This is a genomic window from Alphaproteobacteria bacterium, assembly GCA_017302575.1.
GTDB lineage: Bacteria > Pseudomonadota > Alphaproteobacteria > Rickettsiales > UBA3002 > JAFLDD01.
Map to the genome: position 1 here is coordinate 964,661 of JAFLDD010000001.1, position 19,792 is coordinate 984,452.

Below are 19,792 nucleotides of genomic sequence, written 5' to 3' on the forward strand. Positions count from 1 at the left end.
AGGATTCGCATCATGCAACGCAATCATCGTAAAGTTTTAGGACTCAGAGTCTCGGCAATTATCGAGACGATTTTGATGTTGGTGATTCTCGCCGTGCTCGATGTGGCGCTGTTTAGCGGCGACCGCTTCTTTGACGTGAACCCTCACCCATTCTGGATTGTGGTGCTACTGATCGGCGTGCAATACGGCACGAATGAGGCGCTATTTGCGGCAGGTTTGTCTACGCTGTTTTACCTATTCGGCAATATGCCAGAACAGCCAGCAGGCATTGAGCGTTATGATTTCCTCTACAATATCCTCATCAACCCAATCTTGTGGTTTATGGTGGGCTGGATTATCGGCGAATTGCGCCAACGCCATATTCGTGAGCGCAACAGCCTGATGCGCGAGCTCGAAGAATCAAGCTCACGCGAAGAGCTGATTTCGGATTCGTATAAATTTGTGAAGGGCCGCAAGGAAGCGCTTGAAGTACAAGTTGCTGGCCAACTTACCTCGAGCATTGAGGCGTATCGTGCCGCTAAGGCTGTTGAAACACTCGACCCTAAAGCAGTGATGCAGGGCGTTGAGCGTTTGGTGAAGTCGGTGCTTGGGCCACAGAAGTTCTCGCTTTATATTTTCCACGACAACAAACTCTCAGCAACGATTTTGCATGGCTGGCACACCACCGATACATATGCGCAGGAAATTGACTCTTACAGCCCGCTATACCAAGCGGTGGTCGCACAGCAGCAAACGCTTATTGTTGCTAACGAAGAGCATGAACAGATTCTGGGTGGCCAAGGCATCATGGCGGGCCCCGTGTATGACCCAGACAGCAAGCGCGTCGTGGGTATGCTCAAAGTAGAGCAGATGGATTTCGTGACGATGAGCCTTAACACCGTCGAGACCTTCCGCGCCCTGTGCGAGTGGATCGGTACGGCACTCATCAACGCACGCAACTACCAGACCGTGAAGTCTGATGCGATGGTGAACCCTGAGCGCAATATGCTCACCTACAACTATTTCAAACGCCAAAGCGATTATCTGGCGAAGTTGGCGAAACGTGTCGGCTTTGATTTGTCGATGCTGGTGATCAAGCTGAACAACGCACAATCGCTGGATGATGGCCAACGCATTACGATTGCTCGTCAGATTGGTGAGTCGGTGCGCGGCGCATTACGTAACGTTGACCTTGCTTTCGACTACCAAACCGATGGTGAGGAATATTCGATTTTGCTGCCTTCAGCTAAGCAAGCTGGTGCTAATATCGTACGCGACAAGATCGCCAAGGATATGGAGCGCCACCTCAAAGCGCATGGCGACGTGACCTTCAGCTATATCGTACAGGTGATTCATGAAGCCGCATAACCCCGCACCCATTGATTATACGCAGTATGTCGAGGATGTGCTCCGCGAGGAGGATGTGCACGACCTGAATACCATCGATAGCGCTACCGCGACGAATGGCCTGTTTATCGGTCTGGCGCTGGTGCTGACACTCATTCATGCCTTCAATCTCTACCTCTTGCTGGGCATCAAGATGTGGCCGATGATTCCTATCATCCTGCATATTGCAGTGAGCTGCGTAACGGCGATGATTACCTATGCGCAATACCGCAAGGGTATGGATGTGCAGCATCTTGCTATCCTTTCTATCGTTAGCTTCATGACAGGTATTTTTGGTACGGCGGGTGCATTGTTTGGCTATATCTGCTTCGTGATATTGAGCCAGAAACGCCAGCCATTTAAAGAATGGTATGAGAGTATCTTCCCTACCGATAACCCTACCGAGCCACAAAAAATCTACGACGATATCCTCGAAGGTATCGACGAGAATCCGCAATATTATGGTGTAATGCCATTCCTCGATGTGATGCGCTTAGGTTCAGAAGATCAGAAACGCCGTGCGCTAGCGAAAATGACGTCGCGTTTCCACCCTCGCTTGTCGCCTGCCTTCAAAGCGGCACTTAAAGACCCAAGCAATACGATTCGCGTACAAGCCGCTACTGCCGTTGCAAAAATCGAGAAAGATTTCATGCGCAAGCTGGAACGTATCGAACTGGCGCGTGCGAAAGAGCCGAAGAATCCGTACCTCACCATGGCACTTGCCAAGTTCTTCGATGATTATGCGTTCACGGGCATTCTTGACCCTGAACTCGAAAAGAACAACCGCACGCGTGCCATTGAAACCTACAAGGCATTCCTACAACAAGATCCCAACAATGCAGAAGCATGGGTGGCAATTGGCCGCCTGCTCCACCGCAACAAGCAGTGGGAAGAAGCGTCGGAATGGTTCCGCCATGCGGTTGATCGCGGCTGGAATGTGAAGAACATGATGCTGTGGCACTTTGAGTGCTTGTTCCGTCTAGGCAATTTCCGTGAATTGCGCCGGACGATTCTAGAACATGGTCGCGGGATTGTCGCACAAGAGGATTTACCACGTGATGTGCGCGACGCAGTGAATTTATGGATGCAAGTAGCGTAAAAAGGAATGAGTAGCATGAAAGCGGTTGGCCAAAAAGCGGATGTGTGTTTGATACTCGAAGGAACGTACCCTTACGTTACGGGCGGCGTTTCTGGCTGGGCGCATAGCCTTATTCAAGAGCAAAGCCATTTGAGCTTTCACCTGCTTGCTATTGTGCCGCGTGAGGCCGAACTGGAACTGAAATACGACCTGCCTAATAACGTGATTGGCCTGACAACGATTACGCTCAACGACCTTCCTAAAGGGTCGGACATCAATGCGCTTTCTGCTCGTCGCATTCACCAAGCACTGCGTGAGCCACTTGCGAACCTTACAGGTGAGCGCCCCATGGAATTGCGCGAGCTTAAAACCATCATCGATGTGTTGGGTTCTATTCGCGCACCACTTGGCACCGAGATTTTGCTCGATCGTGAAGAGGCGTGGAAACAACTCGTTGACCTTTACGAAGCAGGTTTCACCGACCACTCGTTCCTTGACTACTTCTGGTCCTATCGCGCGATTGTTGGTGGCTTGTACTCCATCTTGCTTGCGCCATTGCCACAAGCAGATATCTACCATGCCATGTCGACGGGCTATGCAGGCTTGATGGCGGCGCGCGCGAAGCTTGAAACGAATAAGCCCGTGTTCGTAACCGAGCATGGCATTTACACGAATGAACGTCGCATCGAGGTCACGGCAGCAGACTGGTTGGAAGCAACATCCTCGAAGGCGCTGACGATTGAGAAACCACGCCGCGACTTGCGCGATATGTGGATTGATTCGATCAACAACTTCTCGCATGTATGCTACCAAGCGTGCGATGCGATTATTACCCTCTTCAAAGGCAACCAGAAGCCGCAAATTGAAGATGGTGCAGACCCAGCAAAGATGATGATCATTCCGAACGGCGTAGATATTCGCCGTTTTTCAAGCCTTGGCCATCGCCGCCAAGCGACACCAACCATTGGCTTGATTGGCCGCGTCGTACCTATCAAAGACATTAAAACCTATATTCGTGCCGTAGGTCTGGCGAAGCAATACGCGCCTGATATTCGTGCTTATGTGGTTGGACCAACCGACGAGGATGAGGATTACTTCACCGAGTGCCAAAACCTAGTGCAGCTTTTGGGCTTGGATAATAACATTGTCTTCACTGGCCAATCGAAGGTGGACGACTACATCCCGAATATCGATATTCTCGTACTCACCAGTATTTCGGAAGCACAACCGCTCGTGATACTTGAGGCGGGCGCTGCTGGCGTTCCAATCGTTGCCACCGACGTAGGCGCGTGCCGTGAATTGATTGAAGGCGTGAGTGAAGAGGATCCGCATCTCGGTGCGGGCGGCATTGTCACACCGCTTGCCTCACCTGCATCAACGGCAGAAGCCATTTACACGCTCCTTTCGGATAATGCGCGCTACGAAGCAGCAAGTAAGGCGATTCGTACCCGCATGGAGCAGTATTATAATCAGGCCATCCAACATCAGGCCTATCGTAACTTATACGCCCAGTATTTAAGGAGAGCGTAATGGCTGGTATTGGCTTCGAACTAAATAAACTTGCGCGCCGTGACGACCTTCTGGGCGTTGCTGGTGCTTATATCCATTCGGCATTCGCAATCGCTGGCCCATGGCTCTTCACCGTTGTGGCGCTCGCATTTACCACCTATTTTTATGGCGGCTCCGCAGACATGGAGTTCATGAATTTCCGTGGCGTGATTGTTTATAACTTCTCCTTCTCGCTCGCATTATCGGCGCCTGTTTACATGATCATGACGCGCTATCTGGCCGACCAGATTCACGTACGCAACGTAACGACGACTCCAACGGTTATGCTTGAGAGCATGATCTTAGTGTTTGCGTTTAACCTGCCCGTCGCACTGTTTTTCTACGTGTACTACTTTGATATGGACCTGAGCCTGCGCCTTGCTGGTTTCTCCAACATGTTCTTGATTGCAGGCGTATGGTTGCTTTCGGTTTACCTTACTGCACTCAAAGACTTCTCGGCAGTGACGCGCGCTTACCTGATTGGTATGGCAGTTGCCGTACTGTGCGCACGCTTCCTGTGCGAGCAGACAGCAGCAGGCTTAGTAGCAGGCTATAACGTAGGCTTGGCCGTGATCGTGTTCTTGTTAGCGGGTCGTATCTTTGCTGAATACCCTTACAAGCTCACCACTGAGTTTGCCCTAAAGCCGTTCTGGAGCAAGTATTGGGAGCTCGCTGTTGGCGGTTTCTTCTACAACATGGCGCTCTGGATCGATAAATGGATTATGTGGTATGCGCCAGAAGCTACCGAGCTTCCTACCCGCATGCGCTTCTACCCCGATTATGACAGCGCGATGTTCATGGCAGCAATGACCATTCTACCATCACTCGCCCTGTTCGTATTCTCAGTAGAGACCGCGTTCTTCAATCACTACCGCAAATTCTACGGTAACATTCTGGCCCATGCTTCGATGCGTCGTATCTTGAGCTTCCACAGCAAAATCACCGAAAGCATCTTGGAAGGTGGCCGTAATACGATGTTGCTGCAAGGTTCGATTGCATTGCTGGTGATTCTGCTTGCCCCACAAATTTTCGACGCGATTGGCATGTTCTTCATGCAGCTCGCTATCTTCCGCTTGGGCGTACTTGGTTCGTTCTTCCAAGTATTGTTACTGTTCGCGACCATCATTCTCGCGTACTTCGATTGCCGCCGTAACAACATGTGGGTGTTCATTTTCTACTTCGTGAGCAATACGCTGCTGACTTTAGTATTCATGCAAATGGGCTATGAATATTATGGCTACGGATTCTTCCTGGCTTCAGCACTGACCTTTATGCTCGCGGCAACCCTGCTCTTCAGTCACGTACGTAAGCTGCCGTACCATGCCTTCATCACCAACAACAACTCGGTGAAGCTGCCGAAGTTGCGTACAGGTGCGGATGAAGAATATGGCGTTGTACGCGGTGAATTCGCGATGGGCGTTGATCGCCAGCACGTGAAGGAAACCAAGGAATAAGCCAGTTGCGTGGCGCGCGGTTGGGGGCTGTGAGCAACAGGGGCTATCCCCTTCACATCCCGTAACATTCTGTAATGATATTTTTACTTTACAAATCTGCAATCTCTCTATAATTGGACACAGCCGCAAATCCCATGGCGTGTAGAGATCCCTAGAGGGGGAAGGTGAGAAAGCCCAACCCAGCAAGGTGACCTTGGCACTGCTGTCATAAATCCGTCGCAAGGTTTGCTGGTGCGTTTTGGTTAACGTACTAATGAGGGTTTATGACATGCGCAATTACGCAACGACTGATTCTGCTGTAAAGTCCTTACAGCCCGAGCATCCTGTAGTTATCTATCGTGCCCATGCACTTAAGCGTGCCGTGGAATCGTTTACGCGTGGCTTCAAAGGCCGCGTGATGTACGCAGTGAAAACCAATCCTGACGAGCATGTATTGCGCGACCTATGGGCGAATGGCATTCGCACGTTCGACGTTGCGTCGCTCCATGAAGTAGCGATGGTGCGTGGCCTTCTCCCCGACGCGGAACTATTCTTCATGCACACGGTGAAGTCGCGCCAAGCAATTCGCGATGCGTATGCGAAATATGGCGTGCGCAACTTCTCGCTCGATAGCGAAGAAGAGCTGGCGAAGATTCTGCAAGAAACGGGCAATGCTACCGATCTCGGCCTGCATGTGCGTATTGCTATTCCTAACACCCATGCGGAATTGACCCTCTCGGACAAATTCGGCGCGATGACGGATAAAGCACCTGCGCTGCTGCAAGCTGTACGTGCCGTGGCGAAACATGCAGGCGTATGCTTCCATGTGGGTTCACAGTGCATGCACCCTGACGCGTATCGCATGGCGATTCAGATGGCGAAAAAGGTGGTGAAAGTTTCGGGCGTGAAAATCGACTCGTTCGACGTGGGCGGCGGTTTTCCTTCCATGTACCCAGGCATGAACCCGCCTGATATGGCGAGCTTCTTCCGCGCGATTCATGACAATACGCGTGATCTCGTAAAACAACATGGTTGCGAATTGCTCGCTGAACCTGGTCGTGCCCTCGTGGCGGAATCCGGTGCGGTAGTGGTGCGTGTGGAAATGCGCAAAGGCGACTTCCTCTACCTCAATGACGGCACCTATGGTTCGCTGTTTGATGCAGGCGCACCGAAGTTCATCTTCCCTGCGCGCGTGTTGCGCGCAGACGTGTCGAATGACCTGCGCCCATTCAGCTTCTATGGCCCGACCTGCGACTCGATGGACTTCATGAAAGGCCCCTTCTACCTGCCTGAGGACGTACGCGAAGGCGACTATCTCGAGATTGGCCAGTTGGGTGCTTATGGTCGTACCATGGCAACGCGCTTTAACGGTTTTTCTATCAGCAATCAGGTGATTGCGGTGAAAGATGAGCCGCTCATGAGCATGTACCGCCCTGACCGCTTGTTGCAGCCTGAATATGAGGTTGCATACAACGTCGCTTCGGCGTAAATAACCCCCACATTTTTGATACCACGGAATTCCGCGAAGGAGAGCGCTATGACTGCACAACCGAAAGCTAAATCAAACGCAAAGGCACAATTGCTCAGCAAGACTGTCGAGCATATCGACATCACCACGTTCGATGCGCGCCCTATCATCGACCAGATGAGCAATATGAGCTTCACCAGCCGCGACCTAGCGCGCGCCACCAGCATCTATAACCAGATGCTTGCTGACAAGGATTGCAGCATCATCCTCACGCTTGCTGGCTCGACCAGCGCGGGTGGTTGCATGAAGCTTTATGCTGACATGATCCGCTTCAACATGGTGGACGCGATTGTAGCAACGGGCGCGAGCATCGTGGATATGGACTTCTTCGAAGCACTTGGCTTCAAGCACTATCATGGCAGCGCGGCGGGACAAGACGACAAGTTCCTGCGCGACCTCTACATCGACCGCATCTATGATACCTACATCGATGAGGAAGAGCTGCAAGCATGCGACCACACCATTTTGGAAATCGCTAACAAGCTTGAGCCACGCGGCTACAGCTCACGCGAATTCATTTCGGAAATGGGCAAATGGCTCGCTGCAGGCAACGCAAAGAAAAAAGACTCGCTGGTGCAGCTTGCTTACGAGCATAACGTGCCTATCTTCTGCCCTGCATTTGTCGATAGCTCGGCAGGTTTCGGTTTGGTGAAGCACCAAGTCGATAACCCAAAGAAGCACATGATGCTGGATGCAATCGCCGACTTCCGCGAACTCACCGACATTAAAATCAAAGCGGGCAAGACTGGCCTTCTCATGATTGGTGGTGGCGTGCCTAAGAACTTCACGCAAGACACCGTGGTGTGCGCCGAAATTCTTGGCGAGGAAGCAGACATGCACGCTTACGCCGTACAAATCACCGTGGCGGACGTACGCGATGGTGCATGCTCAAGCTCGACGCTGAAAGAAGCCTGCTCATGGGGCAAGGTCGATACGGCGTTGGAGCAGATGGTATTCGCAGAAGCAGGCTCGGTATTGCCACTGCTGGCTTCGGACGCCTATCACCGTGGTCACTGGAAGAGCCGCAAGAAACGCGAATTCGCAAAGCTGTTCTCGGCATAAACAGAAAAGGCACCGAAAGGTGCCTTTTCTTTTTACCTAATAATCATCACCCCGTCATCATTCACTACGCGCGGACTTATTTCAAGCTTCTGCAAGGGAGCATTGCCTAGCTCAAACATATTTTCCTGCTGCCTGCTAGCTGCATAAGAAGCAACCATATTTTGTAAAATATCAGCATCCAGAACCTGTGAGTTAATAAAGTTTTCCCCGTGTTCATTCCGATTTGCAGGATTTTGATGCCATACGTTGCCGCGAGCCGCTTGTGAGAAGAAGGAGCTTTCTTCATAATAAGAAAGCGCTTCTCTTTGCTCAGGGCTTAATCTCGCAAACCCTTCTTCAGCAGCCTGATGGCGCTGTTCAGGGGTAAGATTGTAATATTCTTCCATGTTCAAAGTCGTGCCGTCTGGGCCGTTATATTGTCCGGTCACACCATCTCTCCTTCAATAGGTTATGGCTAGACTATAACCAGTAAATCTTAAAAAAAAATGAAGATTTAGTGATGATGGGGTTAACCGCATGAGAACTATACGATTTTACTCTCATCAATGACTAGCAGCGGCTTACGGCGGCTGAGAAGCAGGTAGAATGTTGGCACGATAAAGAGGGTGAAGAGCGTACCAATCGTCATACCGCCCACAATCACCCAGCCAATCGCTTGGCGGGCTTCGGCACCAGCACCGCTTGCAATGGCGAGCGGCAGTGCACCCAGTACCGTTGCAGCCGTGGTCATGAGGATTGGCCGCATACGAATAGAGCAGGATTCGATAATCGCTTCGATTTTGCTAAGCCCGCGCCTGTCTTGTAATTGGTTGGCGAACTCCACAATCATGATGCCGTGTTTGGAGATAAGGCCCATGAGCGCCACGAGACCAATCTGCGAGTAAACGTTAAGCGTGCCACCCGTGAGGTTCATGGCAAGCAGCGCACCCGCCATGGCGAGTGGAACGGTAAGCAGGATGATGACGGGGTCGCGGAAGCTTTCGAACTGCGCGGCGAGTACAAGGTAAATGAAGGCCAGTGCAAGACCAAACAACATGCCCATGCTGGCGCTGGATTCGCGGAACTCACGGCTTTGGCCGCCCACGTCGGTCTGCACGTCGGTTGCGACTTCACGCGTGGTGGCTTCCATGAATTCGAGCGCTTGGCCAAGCCCGTAGTCTGGGGCTAGGTTGGCCGTAATCGTAGCCGCACGTAGTTTGTTGAAGTGGTTGAGCTCGCGCGGTGCAACGGTTTCTTGCAAGCTTACGATATTGCTGAGCGGCACCATTTCCCCTTCGCGTCCGCGCACATAAATGGCCGTGAGGTCGGTTGGGGTGCGGCGCTTATCGTCCTCGATTTTAACGAGTACGTCATATTGCTCCGACCCACGCTTAAAGCGCGTAACTTGTCGCCCGCCCAACATGGTTTCTAGGCTGCGGCCCACATCGCTTACCCCAATGCCCATGGTGGCGAGCTTGTCTCGGTCCATGGTTACACGGATTTCTGGTTTGTTCAGTTTCAGGTCCGAATCGGGCGCTTGGAAATTTGGATTGGCCATCATTTTGGCCATGACGCCATTGACGATTTTATCGAGTGCTTCGTAGCTATCCGTCGTTTGGATAACGAACTCCACGGGCTGGCTGCGTGCACCTTGACCGAGCGATGCGGGGTTGATGGCAAAGTTCAGTGTTCCCGGGATACCAAAAAGCTGCGGCGAAATTTCACCAATAATATCGAGCGAGGAACGATGACGCTCCTCCCATGGGGTGAGGCCTAATACCGTGAAGGTCTGGGTAACGAATGGGAAACCCACTGCAATAAAGTTCCAATTCGCTTCAGGAACAGATTGGAGGATTTTCTCCATCTGCTTGGCGTAATCGTCGGAATACCAGATGGTCGAACCTTCAGGCGAAATGCCCACACCAAATATAACGCCACGATCTTCGGTAGGTGAAAGTTGTGATTGTAAGTTGCCCATCAGGAAATAGGCGCCGACGAACGTGACCGCCGCAAGTACTAACATACGCGGGCGGAAGCGTAGCGATGCAGTAAGCAGCGCTTTATAGCTGCGCTCAAGCGCTACAATCCAGCCTTCGATTTTTTTGCTCCATTTAGGTGCATTGTGCTGGGGCTTCAGCAGGCGCGAACACATCATGGGCGAGAGCGTTAGTGCTGTCAGACCCGAAATAATCACCGCACCTGCCAAGGTAATCGCGAATTCAACGAAGAGCTGCCCCGTGCGGCCAGGGGTAAGTGAAACGGGCACGAATACGGTTGCAAGCGTTAAGGTCATGGCGACGACAGCGAAACCAATCTCGCGCATACCTTTCACGGCAGCATGAAACGCATCCATGCCCTCTTCGATGTGGCGGTAGATATTTTCAAGCACGACGATGGCATCGTCCACCACCAGACCAATCGCGATCACCATCGCGAGCAGCGTCAGCGTATTGATTGAGAAGCCCAGCGTGTACATGATAAAAAGCGTGCCAATCAGCGAGATAGGGATCGTAACAAGCGGGATAAGGGTTGCGCGCATGGTGCGCAGGAAGAAGAAGATGGTCAGTACGACGAGTAGCACTGCCTCGATAATCGTTTTGAAAACGTTTTTAATCGATTGGTCGATGAATACGGACGAGTCGTAGGCGATGCTGAGCGTCATGCCCTCTGGAAGATTCTTTTGGATGCGCGGCAGCTCTTTGCGAATCGCGGATGAAATTTCAAGCGGGTTAGCAATGGATTGCTTCACAACACCAAGCGCAATGGAGGGTTTGCTATTAAAGCGTGCGATGGAGCGCTCTTCCTCGGGTCCATAGGCAACGCGAGCGACGTCTTTCATGCGCACCAAGTGTCCTGCTTCGGTTTCGCGCAAGATCACGTCACCAAACTGTTCGGGCGTGTTGAGGTCGGTTTGTGAGACCACGGTGAATTCGCGCTGGGTGGATTCAATTCTTCCTGCGGGAATTTCTACGTTCTGCGTACGCAGTGCGTTCTCAACGTCTTGGGTGGTGAGGTTGTAACCTGCTAAACGCTCACGATCGACCCAGATACGCATGGAATAGCGGCGCTCGGCAAATAAGCGAACGTTTGCAACGCCTGGAAGGGTCTGCACACGGTCTTGCACGATGAGGTCCGCCGCCTCAGAAATATCGAGCGGACTATGGGTGTCGCTGTTTAGCGCCATCCAGATGATGGGTTGCGCGTCGGCTTCGACTTTGGCAACGATGGGTTCATCGACTTCCTCGGGCAGCAGGTCACGCGCACGGGCAACGCGGTCACGCACGTCAGATGCGGCAGCGTCCGCTTCGCGGCTGAGGCGGAACTGCACAGTGATTTGTGATTGCTCAGAGCGTGAAATGGATTTGATGAAGTCGATTCCCTCAATACCAGAGAGAGAATCCTCAAGCGGTTTGGTCACTTGCGATTCGATGATCTTTGCCGATGCACCCAAATAGTTCGTTTCAACCGTGACAACGGGCACGTCGATATTCGGATATTCGCGAATGGTCAGTCGGTCATAGCTCACAACCCCAAGCAGGATGATGATAAAGTTCACCACCATTGAGAAGACTGGACGCTGGATACATATTTCCGAAATTTTCACGCATTATTCCTTTTTAGGAGCGGCGGCAGCATCTGCTGGCGCTTGGTCTGTGCGGCGAACAGGTGCACCCTCGCGCAGCTTGATCTGCCCACTGGTAACAATTGCATCCCCCGCCGATAGACCTTCGGTAATCTCCACCTGCCCGCCTTTGCGAATACCAAGCGTCACAGGTACTAATGTTACCGTGTTATCTTCTTTGATTTTGAAAACGAACTTGTCATTACCCTGCGGCACGATAGCGTTCTCAGGAATCAACAAGGCGCTTTCCTTTTTCTCTACAAGCAACGACACACGCGCAAAGAAGCCTGGCTTCAGAAGATAGTCGGGGTTCGCGATCGTCGCGCGAAGCGCAACGGCACGACCATTCACATCAATCTGCGGGTCGATGGCGAATACATCCCCCGCAAAGGTTCTGCCGGGGACTGCTTCAACGGTGATATCAATCGTTTGGCCTGCTTTAAGCTGGCGCGATTGGTTCTCAGGAATATTGAAATCCACTTTCATAGGATCGTAACTGACGAAGTTAGCAAGGTCTTGGCCAACACTTACGAAATCCCCTGGGCTGATATTGCGCAGACCAACCGTTCCATCAAACGGTGCGGCGATGGTTGCATAATCAAGACGCGTGCGCGCAAGGTCGTAATTGGCCTGCGCAACACCGAGGTTGGCTTGCGCTTCATCAAAGCGCTGGCGTGTTGATGCACCAGTTTTGGAAAGTTTCTGGAAGCGTTCAAAGTTCAGCTTAGCAAGCTGTAGATTTGCCGATGCCTGCTTTACTTCTGCATTATAAACGCGGTCATCTATCTTAAAGAGTGGCGTGCCTTTTTTCAGCAACGCACCTTCGGTAAATAAAATGTCGGTGATGCGGCCCGCCAACTCAGGGCGCAGCGTTACGGATTCATTGGCACGCAAGGTGCCTACGCTTTCAATCGTTACATCCAGAGGTTGGGGAACGACATCATAGGCCTCGACCGCCATGGCGAACCCGCCCTGCTGCTGCGCAGGCGTCATGAAGTATCCGTAACCCCAATAGGCGCCATAGGCTAACGCGCCAATGCCCACTAAAAGAATGAGCTTATTCCGTACCATCCGTCTGCTCCTTGTTTTTAGCTATTTAGTAGGTAATTCCTAGCTTTGCCAAGCCGCAAATCGCTTAAAACATGCTGTTTCCTGATTGATACAGGCAGTGTGGCAAAACCCCACCCAATCCTCACTATTCAACTTATGCTTGCATTCAGGTACGATTCTTACCATCGTACGTTTCCATGAAGCCACTTATCCTAATCGTCGAAGATGAAGCCACCCAGCGCCTTGCGCTGAACAATTTATGCGGGCATCTGGGCTTTGAAGCCGTAGAAGCTCGTAACGGGCAGGAAGCGCTCGCCCTGCTGAAGGACGATGCCAACCAACAAGTATCGCTTGTCTTAACCGACCTCAACATGCCGATAATGGACGGTAAAGCCCTTATCACCGCCACTAAAGAGTTGCGCCCTAGCTTGCCAATGATTGTGGTAACCGCGAGCAGTGATATTGGAGATGCCGTAGAATGTGTACGCATGGGGGCCTATGACTTTATTACCAAGCCCATCAGCGCTGAGCGTTTGCATATCTCAATTCAGCACGCATTACGTACGACAGCTTTAAGTGCCGAGGTATCACGCCTGACACGCGAAACCTCCGGCGCGTTTCGATTTGAAGACTTGATAGGTTGTGCAGGTGGGCTGAAATCATCGATTGCTACTGGCCGTAAGATTGCCACCTCCGACCTGCCCGTATTAATCACAGGTGAAAGCGGCGTGGGTAAAGAAGCATTTGCACGCGCCATTCATGGCGAGAGTAAGCGTGCAGGTAAGCCATTCATTGCGATTAACTGCGGCGCTATTCCTGCAAACCTCGCCGAAAGCGTATTGTTCGGCCATGAGAAAGGTGCGTTTACTGGCGCCGTTGCAAAAGCGATTGGTAAGTTTCGTGAGGCTCAGGGCGGCACGTTATTTCTAGATGAAATCGGTGAATTGCCGCATGACACGCAGGTTAAGCTGCTGCGTGCGCTTCAATCCAAAGAGATTGAGCCTGTAGGTGCGGGCAAGCCCGTTGCGGTCGATGTGCGGATTATTTCGGCCACACACCGTGATTTGACGGCCTATATTAAGGAAGGCCGCTTCCGTGAGGATTTATTCTATCGCTTGAATGTATTGCCGCTACATTTACCCGCACTTCGTGAACGAAAGGATGATATTCTCCCCCTCGCCCATTATTTTGCTGAGCGCCTGATGGCACGCGAGGGTATTCCCCACCGTACGTTAGACGCTGATGCCGAGAAGCTGCTTACGGATCACGAGTGGCCAGGCAACGTGCGCGAACTGGAGAACTGTATTTCGCGCACGCTATTACTATGTAGCGGCACGGCGATTAGCCGCGATGAGTTGGAGGGCTTCCTCACCCCAACAAACGATGGTTCCGTTACCCTCGCTGAGCATATGATTTCTCTTTTACGTGTGGATGGTTCGCGCAAAACCATGCAAGAAATTGAAGATGAAGTGATTGCGCATACGCTCACCTATTACGGCGACTCCGTTCCCAAAGCCGCAGCTACACTTGAAGTCGGGCAATCGACCCTTTATCGCAAGCTAAGCGACAAGAAAACCGCCTAGCTGGCATGCTGCACTGCACACCAATCTGCGCATTATCTACTAGCCAAACCCATGGTCGCTGATTATGGTGCGCCCACTCAATTTCTAACCTTTTCTTATGAGCAACAGGAAGTTACGCGATTATGGCTGGTGCAGACGTTCAGGAATTTAAGGTATTTGGCTTAAAAATGTGGCAGCAGGTGGTGATCGGCCTTGCGCTGGGTATCATCACTGGCTTTGCGCTGGGCGAAGATGCGGCTCCTTTCAAAACCATGGGTACAATCTTTATCGACCTCATTAAAATGGTGGTTGTTCCCCTGATTTTTCTAGCTCTCGTCTCTGGCATTACCAGCATGGGCGATGGCGCGAACTTCAAACGCGTTGGCCTCAAAGGTCTTGGCGCCTATCTCGCGACAGCCCTCTTTGCGGTAATCATTGGTCTGTCTGCTGGTATTTTGTTTGAGCCTGGTAAAGGCCTGCACGTCAACATCGAAGAATTCGCTGGCAGCGTGCCTGCGGCGGCTGAAGCGCCACCACCAACGGTTCTCGATTTCCTGCTTCATCTGATTCCTACCAACATCTTTGAATCATTTGCTGAAGGCCATTTACTCCAAGTCATCGTGTTCTCGGTATTGTTTGGCGTTGTCATGAATATGATGGGTGAGAAAGCAGCACGTCCGCGTGAAATCATTCATGATTTTGCACAAGTTATTTTCAAGATGATTGAGTATATCGTGCGCCTTGCGCCGCTCGCCGTGTTTGGTTTTATGGCATGGTCGGTTGGCACACAAGGGATGGAGATTGTGAAAATCCTCATTAACCTCGTGGTAGCAGTTCTGGCTGCTTGCGCATTCCAGTACACGCTGTTTGGAGTGCTGATTTTGGTGTTTACGCGCCTCAACCCTATTTATTTCTACAAGAAACTGGCTGCGACACAGCTCATGGCGTTTTCGACTTCCAGCTCGAAGGCTACCCTTACTACTGCTATGCGTGAAGTGCAGACCAAGCTCGGCGTTTCTGAGCAGAGCGCGCATTTCTTGCTGCCGCTTGGTGCCTGCATCAACATGGACGGCACAGCGATTTACCTTGGCATTTGCGCTCTGTTCTTTGCGCAGCTGTTTGGCGTAGATTTGACGATGGCGGATTATGCGGTGTTACTACTCACCTGTACGCTTGGCTCCATCGGCGCGGCAGGTATCCCCTCTGGCTCGATTATTTTTATGGGCATGGTGCTGCACTCTGTTGGCCTACCGATTGAAGGTATCGGTCTGCTCTTGGGTGTTGACCGCGTGCTCGACATGGTGCGTACCACCATTAACATTACGGGCGATTGTGCGATTACAATGATGGTGGACCACACCGAAGGTACGCTCAACGAATCCGTCTATTACAAGAAAGATTAATCTGTGCTTGATATCCTGTTTCTTGAACATCCTCTGTGGATGTGGGGCGCGTTCTTTGTTCTGATATCCTTACTACTTGCATTTGACCTTGGCGTACTTAATCGCAAGCAACGCGTGCTGAGCGTTGGTCAGGCGTTAAAGCTCAGCTTGTTCTACGTCATACTTGGCCTGTCCTTCTCGCTTTGGGTATTTGAGAATCTCGGTCAACAAGCGGGCTATGAATATCTTAGTGGCTATCTCATCGAGAAAACACTGAGCCTTGATAATATTTTCGTGTTCGTGCTGATTTTTACCCATTTCCAAGTGCCGCAAGAATACCAACATCGCGTATTGTTCTGGGGTATTTTGGGGGCGATCATTCTGCGTGGTGCATTTATTGTAACGGGCACTCAGCTCATCGCGCAATTCGACTGGATGATGTATCTGCTTGGCGCATTCTTGGTTTACACGGGCATTAAAATGCTGCTCGCGGCAGAAGAAACACCTGACATCGAGAATAATAAGATGATCCGCTACCTCAATAAGCGGTTTCGCGTTACATCACATTATGAAGGTAACCGCTTCTTTGTCCGCAAAGATGGCGTGCTATGGTTCACGCCACTCTTTTTAGTACTCATCGTCATTGATGTGGCGGACGTGGTCTTTGCCGTAGACTCCATTCCAGCAATCTTTGCCATTACACAAGATACCTTCGTGGTATTCACTAGCAACATCTTTGCTATTTTAGGTCTGCGTGCCCTTTACTTTGCACTAGCAGCGATGATGCATCGCTTCGAATATCTGAAATACGGTTTGTCGCTAGTACTGGTATTTATCGGCGGTAAGATGCTGGTGAATCACCATGTTGAATACAAGCTGATCGAAGTGGAATATTCGCTACTCTTTACCGTGGTGGTGATTGCGCTATCGGTCATTTTCTCGTTGTTCAAAACACGCAATCCTAATAAGTAATCGCTATGCAATTCCCTATTCGCTTTCTCGACAAAGTTCCGAAGTTCGATTTCATCGGCAATCGTTGGTATGGACTCATGTTCACGATTATCGGCATGCTGGTAACGGCTGGTTCGCTTTACACGCAGGGTCTGAATTTTGGCATCGATTTTACGGGCGGCGTGGTGATGGAAATTCGCACCGAACAGAAGGCCGACCTTGCCAAGCTGCGCCAGATTATTAGTGATGCCTCAACAGGTGAGGCCATGCTCCAAGAAATTGGCAGTAACCATGAGGTGATGATTCGCCTTGCCCCACAAAAAGGCATGGAACAAAGCAAAATCGCCGACGGGGTGCGCACCCTGATTAATGAAAAATACGGTGAGAAAGTCGAATTCTTACGTGTTGATTATGTCGGCCCGCAAGTGGGCGACGAACTGATTGAGGGGAGTATTATTGCGATCACCGCAGCACTAGTGATGATGATGCTTTACCTGTGGTTTCGATTTGAGTGGCAGTTCGGCGCGGGCGGCATTCTCGCCTTGATGCACGATACCGTCATGATGGTCGGGTTTTTCTCGGTCACGCAAATTGAATTTAACCTGACATCGGTTGCTGCAATCTTGACGGTCATCGGTTATTCCATCAACGATTCGGTGGTCATTTATGACCGTGTGCGCGAGAACCTGCGCAAATATAAAACGCTGGTGCTGAACCAATTGCTCAACCAATCCATCAACGAAACCCTGTCGCGTACGATTCTGACGGGCGGCACGGTGCTATTGGCGCTGATCGGCCTTGTTACACTAGGCGGTGATGTCTTGTTCGGCTTTAGCGCGGCCATGATTTTTGGGGTTGTCGTTGGCACCTATTCCTCGGTTTATGTTTCGGCAACGCTGCTGATCTACATGAATCTGCGCCGCGAAGAAGCTGTGCGTTTATAGCATATCTGCTATGCAACCCTTGCGGGTTGACCTCCCCGATAGTTCGGATACAAAAGAGCCTCATTAGGGAGTTTTTATGCTACGCAAATTGCTATTCGTTGCCCTCGCAATTACCCTCACTGCCTGCGGCAGCAAGTATCCATACTCACCCAACTACGTTTCTCCTGATACGGTTAGCGTGCGCAGTATTCCCGTTCCTCCCGCGCCTTATTCAAAAGAATGGTACCGTGACGTGGATACGGTAATTGCTTCACAACAGAACCTCTCGGCCGAGACCATTGCCCAAATTAAAGCCGAAAAGCCCGTACTACCAGAGATGCTGGCAACCGATGTATTGGGCGCAAAGGTGACGGCAGCGAACTATCCCGTGCTGTTTGAGTTTCTAAAGCGCACAGGTTCAGATAGCTGGCGAATCAGCGATGTCACCAAAGATTATTGGGGTACGACCCGCCCCTACTTGATGGATAAGCGCATCCATCTTTATGCGGAGCCTATTACCAGCCACGCCTACCCTAGCGGTCATACCACCACGAACTTTGTGTGGGCGGAATTGCTCTCTGAACTCGTGCCAAATGCACGTGAAGCACTTTATGCGCGCGCCTTGGAAGTGGCGCAGCATCGTGTAAAAGGTGGCGTACATTACCCGCATGATTTGCAAGGCGGTCAATTGCTTGCGCGTGAGATCGTAGCGAAGATGAAGACGATCCCGCAGTTCCAGAAAGATTTGAATTGCGTGAAAACCGAATTGCGAAAGCAGCCTATTGCCTACAAAAAGTCATGCTGCAAAAGTCACTGCAAGCGTAAGCGCTAAGCGGCGGCTTCACCTGCTGAATTCTTCAGTAATCCTTCTGCCCTTTGGAGCTTCTCCAAACCACGGGTAAGTTCTGCCACGTCGTTGCAGATGCTCATACGTACATGCCAGTCCGTCACGCCTGCAGGTGATTCAGGCGCAAAGAATGGCGTACCTTGTACAGGGCATACTCCAGCAACAAACACTAAATAGCGCATGAGGTCTGCGGGAACGTCGAGCGTGAAACCGCCCGACTTGCGTTGCATATTGCTCATCACCTCAGGGCTTTCTTGTGCAGCTTCGGTGCGCAGCGCCTCAATTGGAACGAATTTGCCCTTAAGCTTGGAAAAATCAATCCACGCGTAAATCGTGCCTTGCGGTGGCAGCATTGTTGCGTACTGCAAGGAAGCGACGCCCTTCACAACAATCTCACGTTTCTCTTTGAGGGTTGCTACCGTTTTGGTGATGAAGTCATCGCCGAAACATAAAGCGGCCTGCACCTCAAGCTGCGTGGTCGAAGAAATACCACCGCCCTTGGACTCGTTATAGTTTTGCAAGCTTACCAGCATGTCGTTATTACGCGTTACCAGCCAACCCACGCGTGAGCCAGCCATACCATACTCTTTCGAGGCGGTACGGAACGTCGCAATACGGCCTGCGGCGAACAGTTCTTTCTCGACTGCTCCACGTTGCAGAACGGTTTTCACATCATAGGGTTCACGGTCGAATACAAGTTTGCCGTAGGGGTCATCAAACGCAACGAGCGTTGTTTTCGTTTCGTTCTTGATAACGGTTAATACCGCTTCACGCTCTTGCGGTGAATAATTAGCGCCCGTAGGGTTTGACGGTGCATTGATAAGAATTACCTCAGGGTTAGGAAACTGCTTGAGTGCTTCACTGAGTTCTTTGGCCGACATGATGCCGCGCCCTTGCGTATCCACTTCAATGATGCGCGTACCATGTGGGAACATATCATAATTGGTAGGCCATGCAGGTGCAGCAAACATCACTACAGGTTGGGCTTTGCCCGCAAGAAAGGCGAATGCACCCGTGAGCGCACCTTTACCGCCATTACCACAACGCACATGCGAAGCGTCCACCGCTAAGCCGGTGTCGCGAGTAAATCCGTAAGCGATTTCTTCGCGCAGGGATGGTAATCCGCCCGTTTCTGAATAAGCGCGTTCTTTTGCGGCAGGGCGCAGTGCGAAACGTGGGTTGTCTTTGAATTTCTTGGCAGCTTCACGCAATGAGCGCACCCACAGCAATACTTCCTCTTCGCTGGGTTTTGGGAATAAATCACCAATCGTGAAAATATCGACTTCAATGCCGAATGCCTTTGCTTTTGCTGCCATATTAGCGGCGGTCATGGTGGGAGAACTGCGCGGAACGGCAGGTGCTGCATATTCAAAACATTGTACCATAGAAACCTCGTTTTCTTATCGCTGCCTTAGTATTTACAGAGGACAAACTCAAGAAGAATCACCGAAATACTTGCGCT

15 protein-coding genes are annotated in these 19,792 nt (G+C 51.3%); 11 read left to right on the plus strand and 4 right to left on the minus strand.

Annotated features, from left to right (window positions below):
* Positions 1–12: 12 nt before the first annotated feature.
* The 6 genes from J0M34_05020 to J0M34_05045 all read left to right on the plus strand — a co-directional run bounded on the left by J0M34_05020 (position 13) and on the right by J0M34_05045 (position 8,014).
* Entirely contained in the window at positions 13–1,347 is a 1,335-nt protein-coding gene (locus J0M34_05020; GenBank protein MBN8543608.1) for a GAF domain-containing protein, read from the plus strand.
* Complete coding sequence (locus tag J0M34_05025) at positions 1,334–2,464, plus strand: tetratricopeptide repeat protein (protein ID MBN8543609.1); 1,131 nt, start codon at positions 1,334–1,336, stop codon at positions 2,462–2,464. Before J0M34_05020 ends, J0M34_05025 begins: the two co-directional genes overlap by 14 nt.
* A gap of 6 nt (positions 2,465–2,470) precedes the next feature.
* A complete protein-coding gene (gene pelF, locus J0M34_05030; protein MBN8543610.1) occupies positions 2,471–3,973 on the plus strand; it encodes a GT4 family glycosyltransferase PelF in 1,503 nt (500 codons plus the stop codon).
* The gene (gene pelG, locus J0M34_05035) at positions 3,973–5,445 is read left to right on the plus strand and encodes an exopolysaccharide Pel transporter PelG (protein ID MBN8543611.1); all 1,473 of its coding nucleotides are present in this window, start codon (positions 3,973–3,975) and stop codon (positions 5,443–5,445) included. The genes pelF and pelG overlap by 1 nt, the downstream gene beginning before the upstream one ends.
* Positions 5,446–5,713: 268 nt before the next feature.
* Positions 5,714–6,913, plus strand: a complete 1,200-nt coding sequence (locus J0M34_05040) for a type III PLP-dependent enzyme (protein ID MBN8543612.1) — start codon at positions 5,714–5,716, stop codon at positions 6,911–6,913.
* A 48-nt stretch (positions 6,914–6,961) separates the two neighbouring features.
* Positions 6,962–8,014, plus strand: a complete 1,053-nt coding sequence (locus J0M34_05045; protein MBN8543613.1) for a deoxyhypusine synthase — start codon at positions 6,962–6,964, stop codon at positions 8,012–8,014.
* A gap of 32 nt (positions 8,015–8,046) precedes the next feature.
* Here the strand turns inward: J0M34_05045 and J0M34_05050 are convergent, their stop codons facing one another.
* The 3 genes from J0M34_05050 to J0M34_05060 form a co-directional block, all read right to left on the minus strand.
* The gene (locus tag J0M34_05050) at positions 8,047–8,442 is read right to left on the minus strand and encodes a hypothetical protein (GenBank protein ID MBN8543614.1); all 396 of its coding nucleotides are present in this window, start codon (positions 8,440–8,442) and stop codon (positions 8,047–8,049) included.
* Positions 8,443–8,537: 95 nt separating this feature from the next.
* Positions 8,538–11,597, minus strand: a complete 3,060-nt coding sequence (locus tag J0M34_05055) for an efflux RND transporter permease subunit (protein ID MBN8543615.1) — start codon at positions 11,595–11,597, stop codon at positions 8,538–8,540.
* A gap of 3 nt (positions 11,598–11,600) precedes the next feature.
* On the minus strand, positions 11,601–12,686 hold the full coding sequence (locus J0M34_05060) for an efflux RND transporter periplasmic adaptor subunit (protein ID MBN8543616.1): 1,086 nt from the start codon (positions 12,684–12,686) through the stop codon (positions 11,601–11,603).
* Positions 12,687–12,862: 176 nt separating this feature from the next.
* Here J0M34_05060 and J0M34_05065 point away from each other — a divergent pair, with 176 nt between their 5' ends.
* The 5 genes from J0M34_05065 to J0M34_05085 all read left to right on the plus strand — a co-directional run bounded on the left by J0M34_05065 (position 12,863) and on the right by J0M34_05085 (position 18,315).
* Complete coding sequence (locus J0M34_05065; protein ID MBN8543617.1) at positions 12,863–14,248, plus strand: sigma-54-dependent Fis family transcriptional regulator; 1,386 nt, start codon at positions 12,863–12,865, stop codon at positions 14,246–14,248.
* A 122-nt stretch (positions 14,249–14,370) separates the two neighbouring features.
* A complete protein-coding gene (locus J0M34_05070) occupies positions 14,371–15,630 on the plus strand; it encodes a dicarboxylate/amino acid:cation symporter (protein MBN8543618.1) in 1,260 nt (419 codons plus the stop codon).
* Positions 15,631–15,669: 39 nt separating this feature from the next.
* Positions 15,670–16,581 (plus strand): TerC family protein, encoded by a 912-nt coding sequence (locus tag J0M34_05075; GenBank protein MBN8543619.1) that lies wholly within the window; start codon positions 15,670–15,672, stop codon positions 16,579–16,581.
* A gap of 5 nt (positions 16,582–16,586) precedes the next feature.
* The gene (gene secF / locus J0M34_05080; GenBank protein ID MBN8543620.1) at positions 16,587–17,504 is read left to right on the plus strand and encodes a protein translocase subunit SecF; all 918 of its coding nucleotides are present in this window, start codon (positions 16,587–16,589) and stop codon (positions 17,502–17,504) included.
* 76 nt (positions 17,505–17,580) lie between these two features.
* A complete protein-coding gene (locus J0M34_05085) occupies positions 17,581–18,315 on the plus strand; it encodes a phosphatase PAP2 family protein (protein ID MBN8543621.1) in 735 nt (244 codons plus the stop codon).
* Here J0M34_05085 and J0M34_05090 read toward each other — a convergent pair.
* Positions 18,312–19,715, minus strand: coding sequence for a pyridoxal phosphate-dependent aminotransferase (locus J0M34_05090; GenBank protein MBN8543622.1), 1,404 nt, complete (start codon positions 19,713–19,715; stop codon positions 18,312–18,314). The two genes, J0M34_05085 and J0M34_05090, sit on opposite strands and share 4 nt — an antisense overlap.
* Positions 19,716–19,792: the final 77 nt, after the last annotated feature.

Coding starts and splice junctions, on each gene's coding strand:
- J0M34_05020 (MBN8543608.1), top strand. CDS start 13: ATGCAACGCAATCATCGTAAAGTTTTAGGACTCAGAGTCTCGGCAATT.
- J0M34_05025 (MBN8543609.1), top strand. CDS start 1,334: ATGAAGCCGCATAACCCCGCACCCATTGATTATACGCAGTATGTCGAG.
- pelF (MBN8543610.1), top strand. CDS start 2,471: ATGAGTAGCATGAAAGCGGTTGGCCAAAAAGCGGATGTGTGTTTGATA.
- pelG (MBN8543611.1), top strand. CDS start 3,973: ATGGCTGGTATTGGCTTCGAACTAAATAAACTTGCGCGCCGTGACGAC.
- J0M34_05040 (MBN8543612.1), top strand. CDS start 5,714: ATGCGCAATTACGCAACGACTGATTCTGCTGTAAAGTCCTTACAGCCC.
- J0M34_05045 (MBN8543613.1), top strand. CDS start 6,962: ATGACTGCACAACCGAAAGCTAAATCAAACGCAAAGGCACAATTGCTC.
- J0M34_05060 (MBN8543616.1), bottom strand. CDS start 12,686: ATGGTACGGAATAAGCTCATTCTTTTAGTGGGCATTGGCGCGTTAGCC.
- J0M34_05065 (MBN8543617.1), top strand. CDS start 12,863: ATGAAGCCACTTATCCTAATCGTCGAAGATGAAGCCACCCAGCGCCTT.
- J0M34_05070 (MBN8543618.1), top strand. CDS start 14,371: ATGGCTGGTGCAGACGTTCAGGAATTTAAGGTATTTGGCTTAAAAATG.
- J0M34_05075 (MBN8543619.1), top strand. CDS start 15,670: ATGTGGGGCGCGTTCTTTGTTCTGATATCCTTACTACTTGCATTTGAC.
- secF (MBN8543620.1), top strand. CDS start 16,587: ATGCAATTCCCTATTCGCTTTCTCGACAAAGTTCCGAAGTTCGATTTC.
- J0M34_05085 (MBN8543621.1), top strand. CDS start 17,581: ATGCTACGCAAATTGCTATTCGTTGCCCTCGCAATTACCCTCACTGCC.
- J0M34_05090 (MBN8543622.1), bottom strand. CDS start 19,715: ATGGTACAATGTTTTGAATATGCAGCACCTGCCGTTCCGCGCAGTTCT.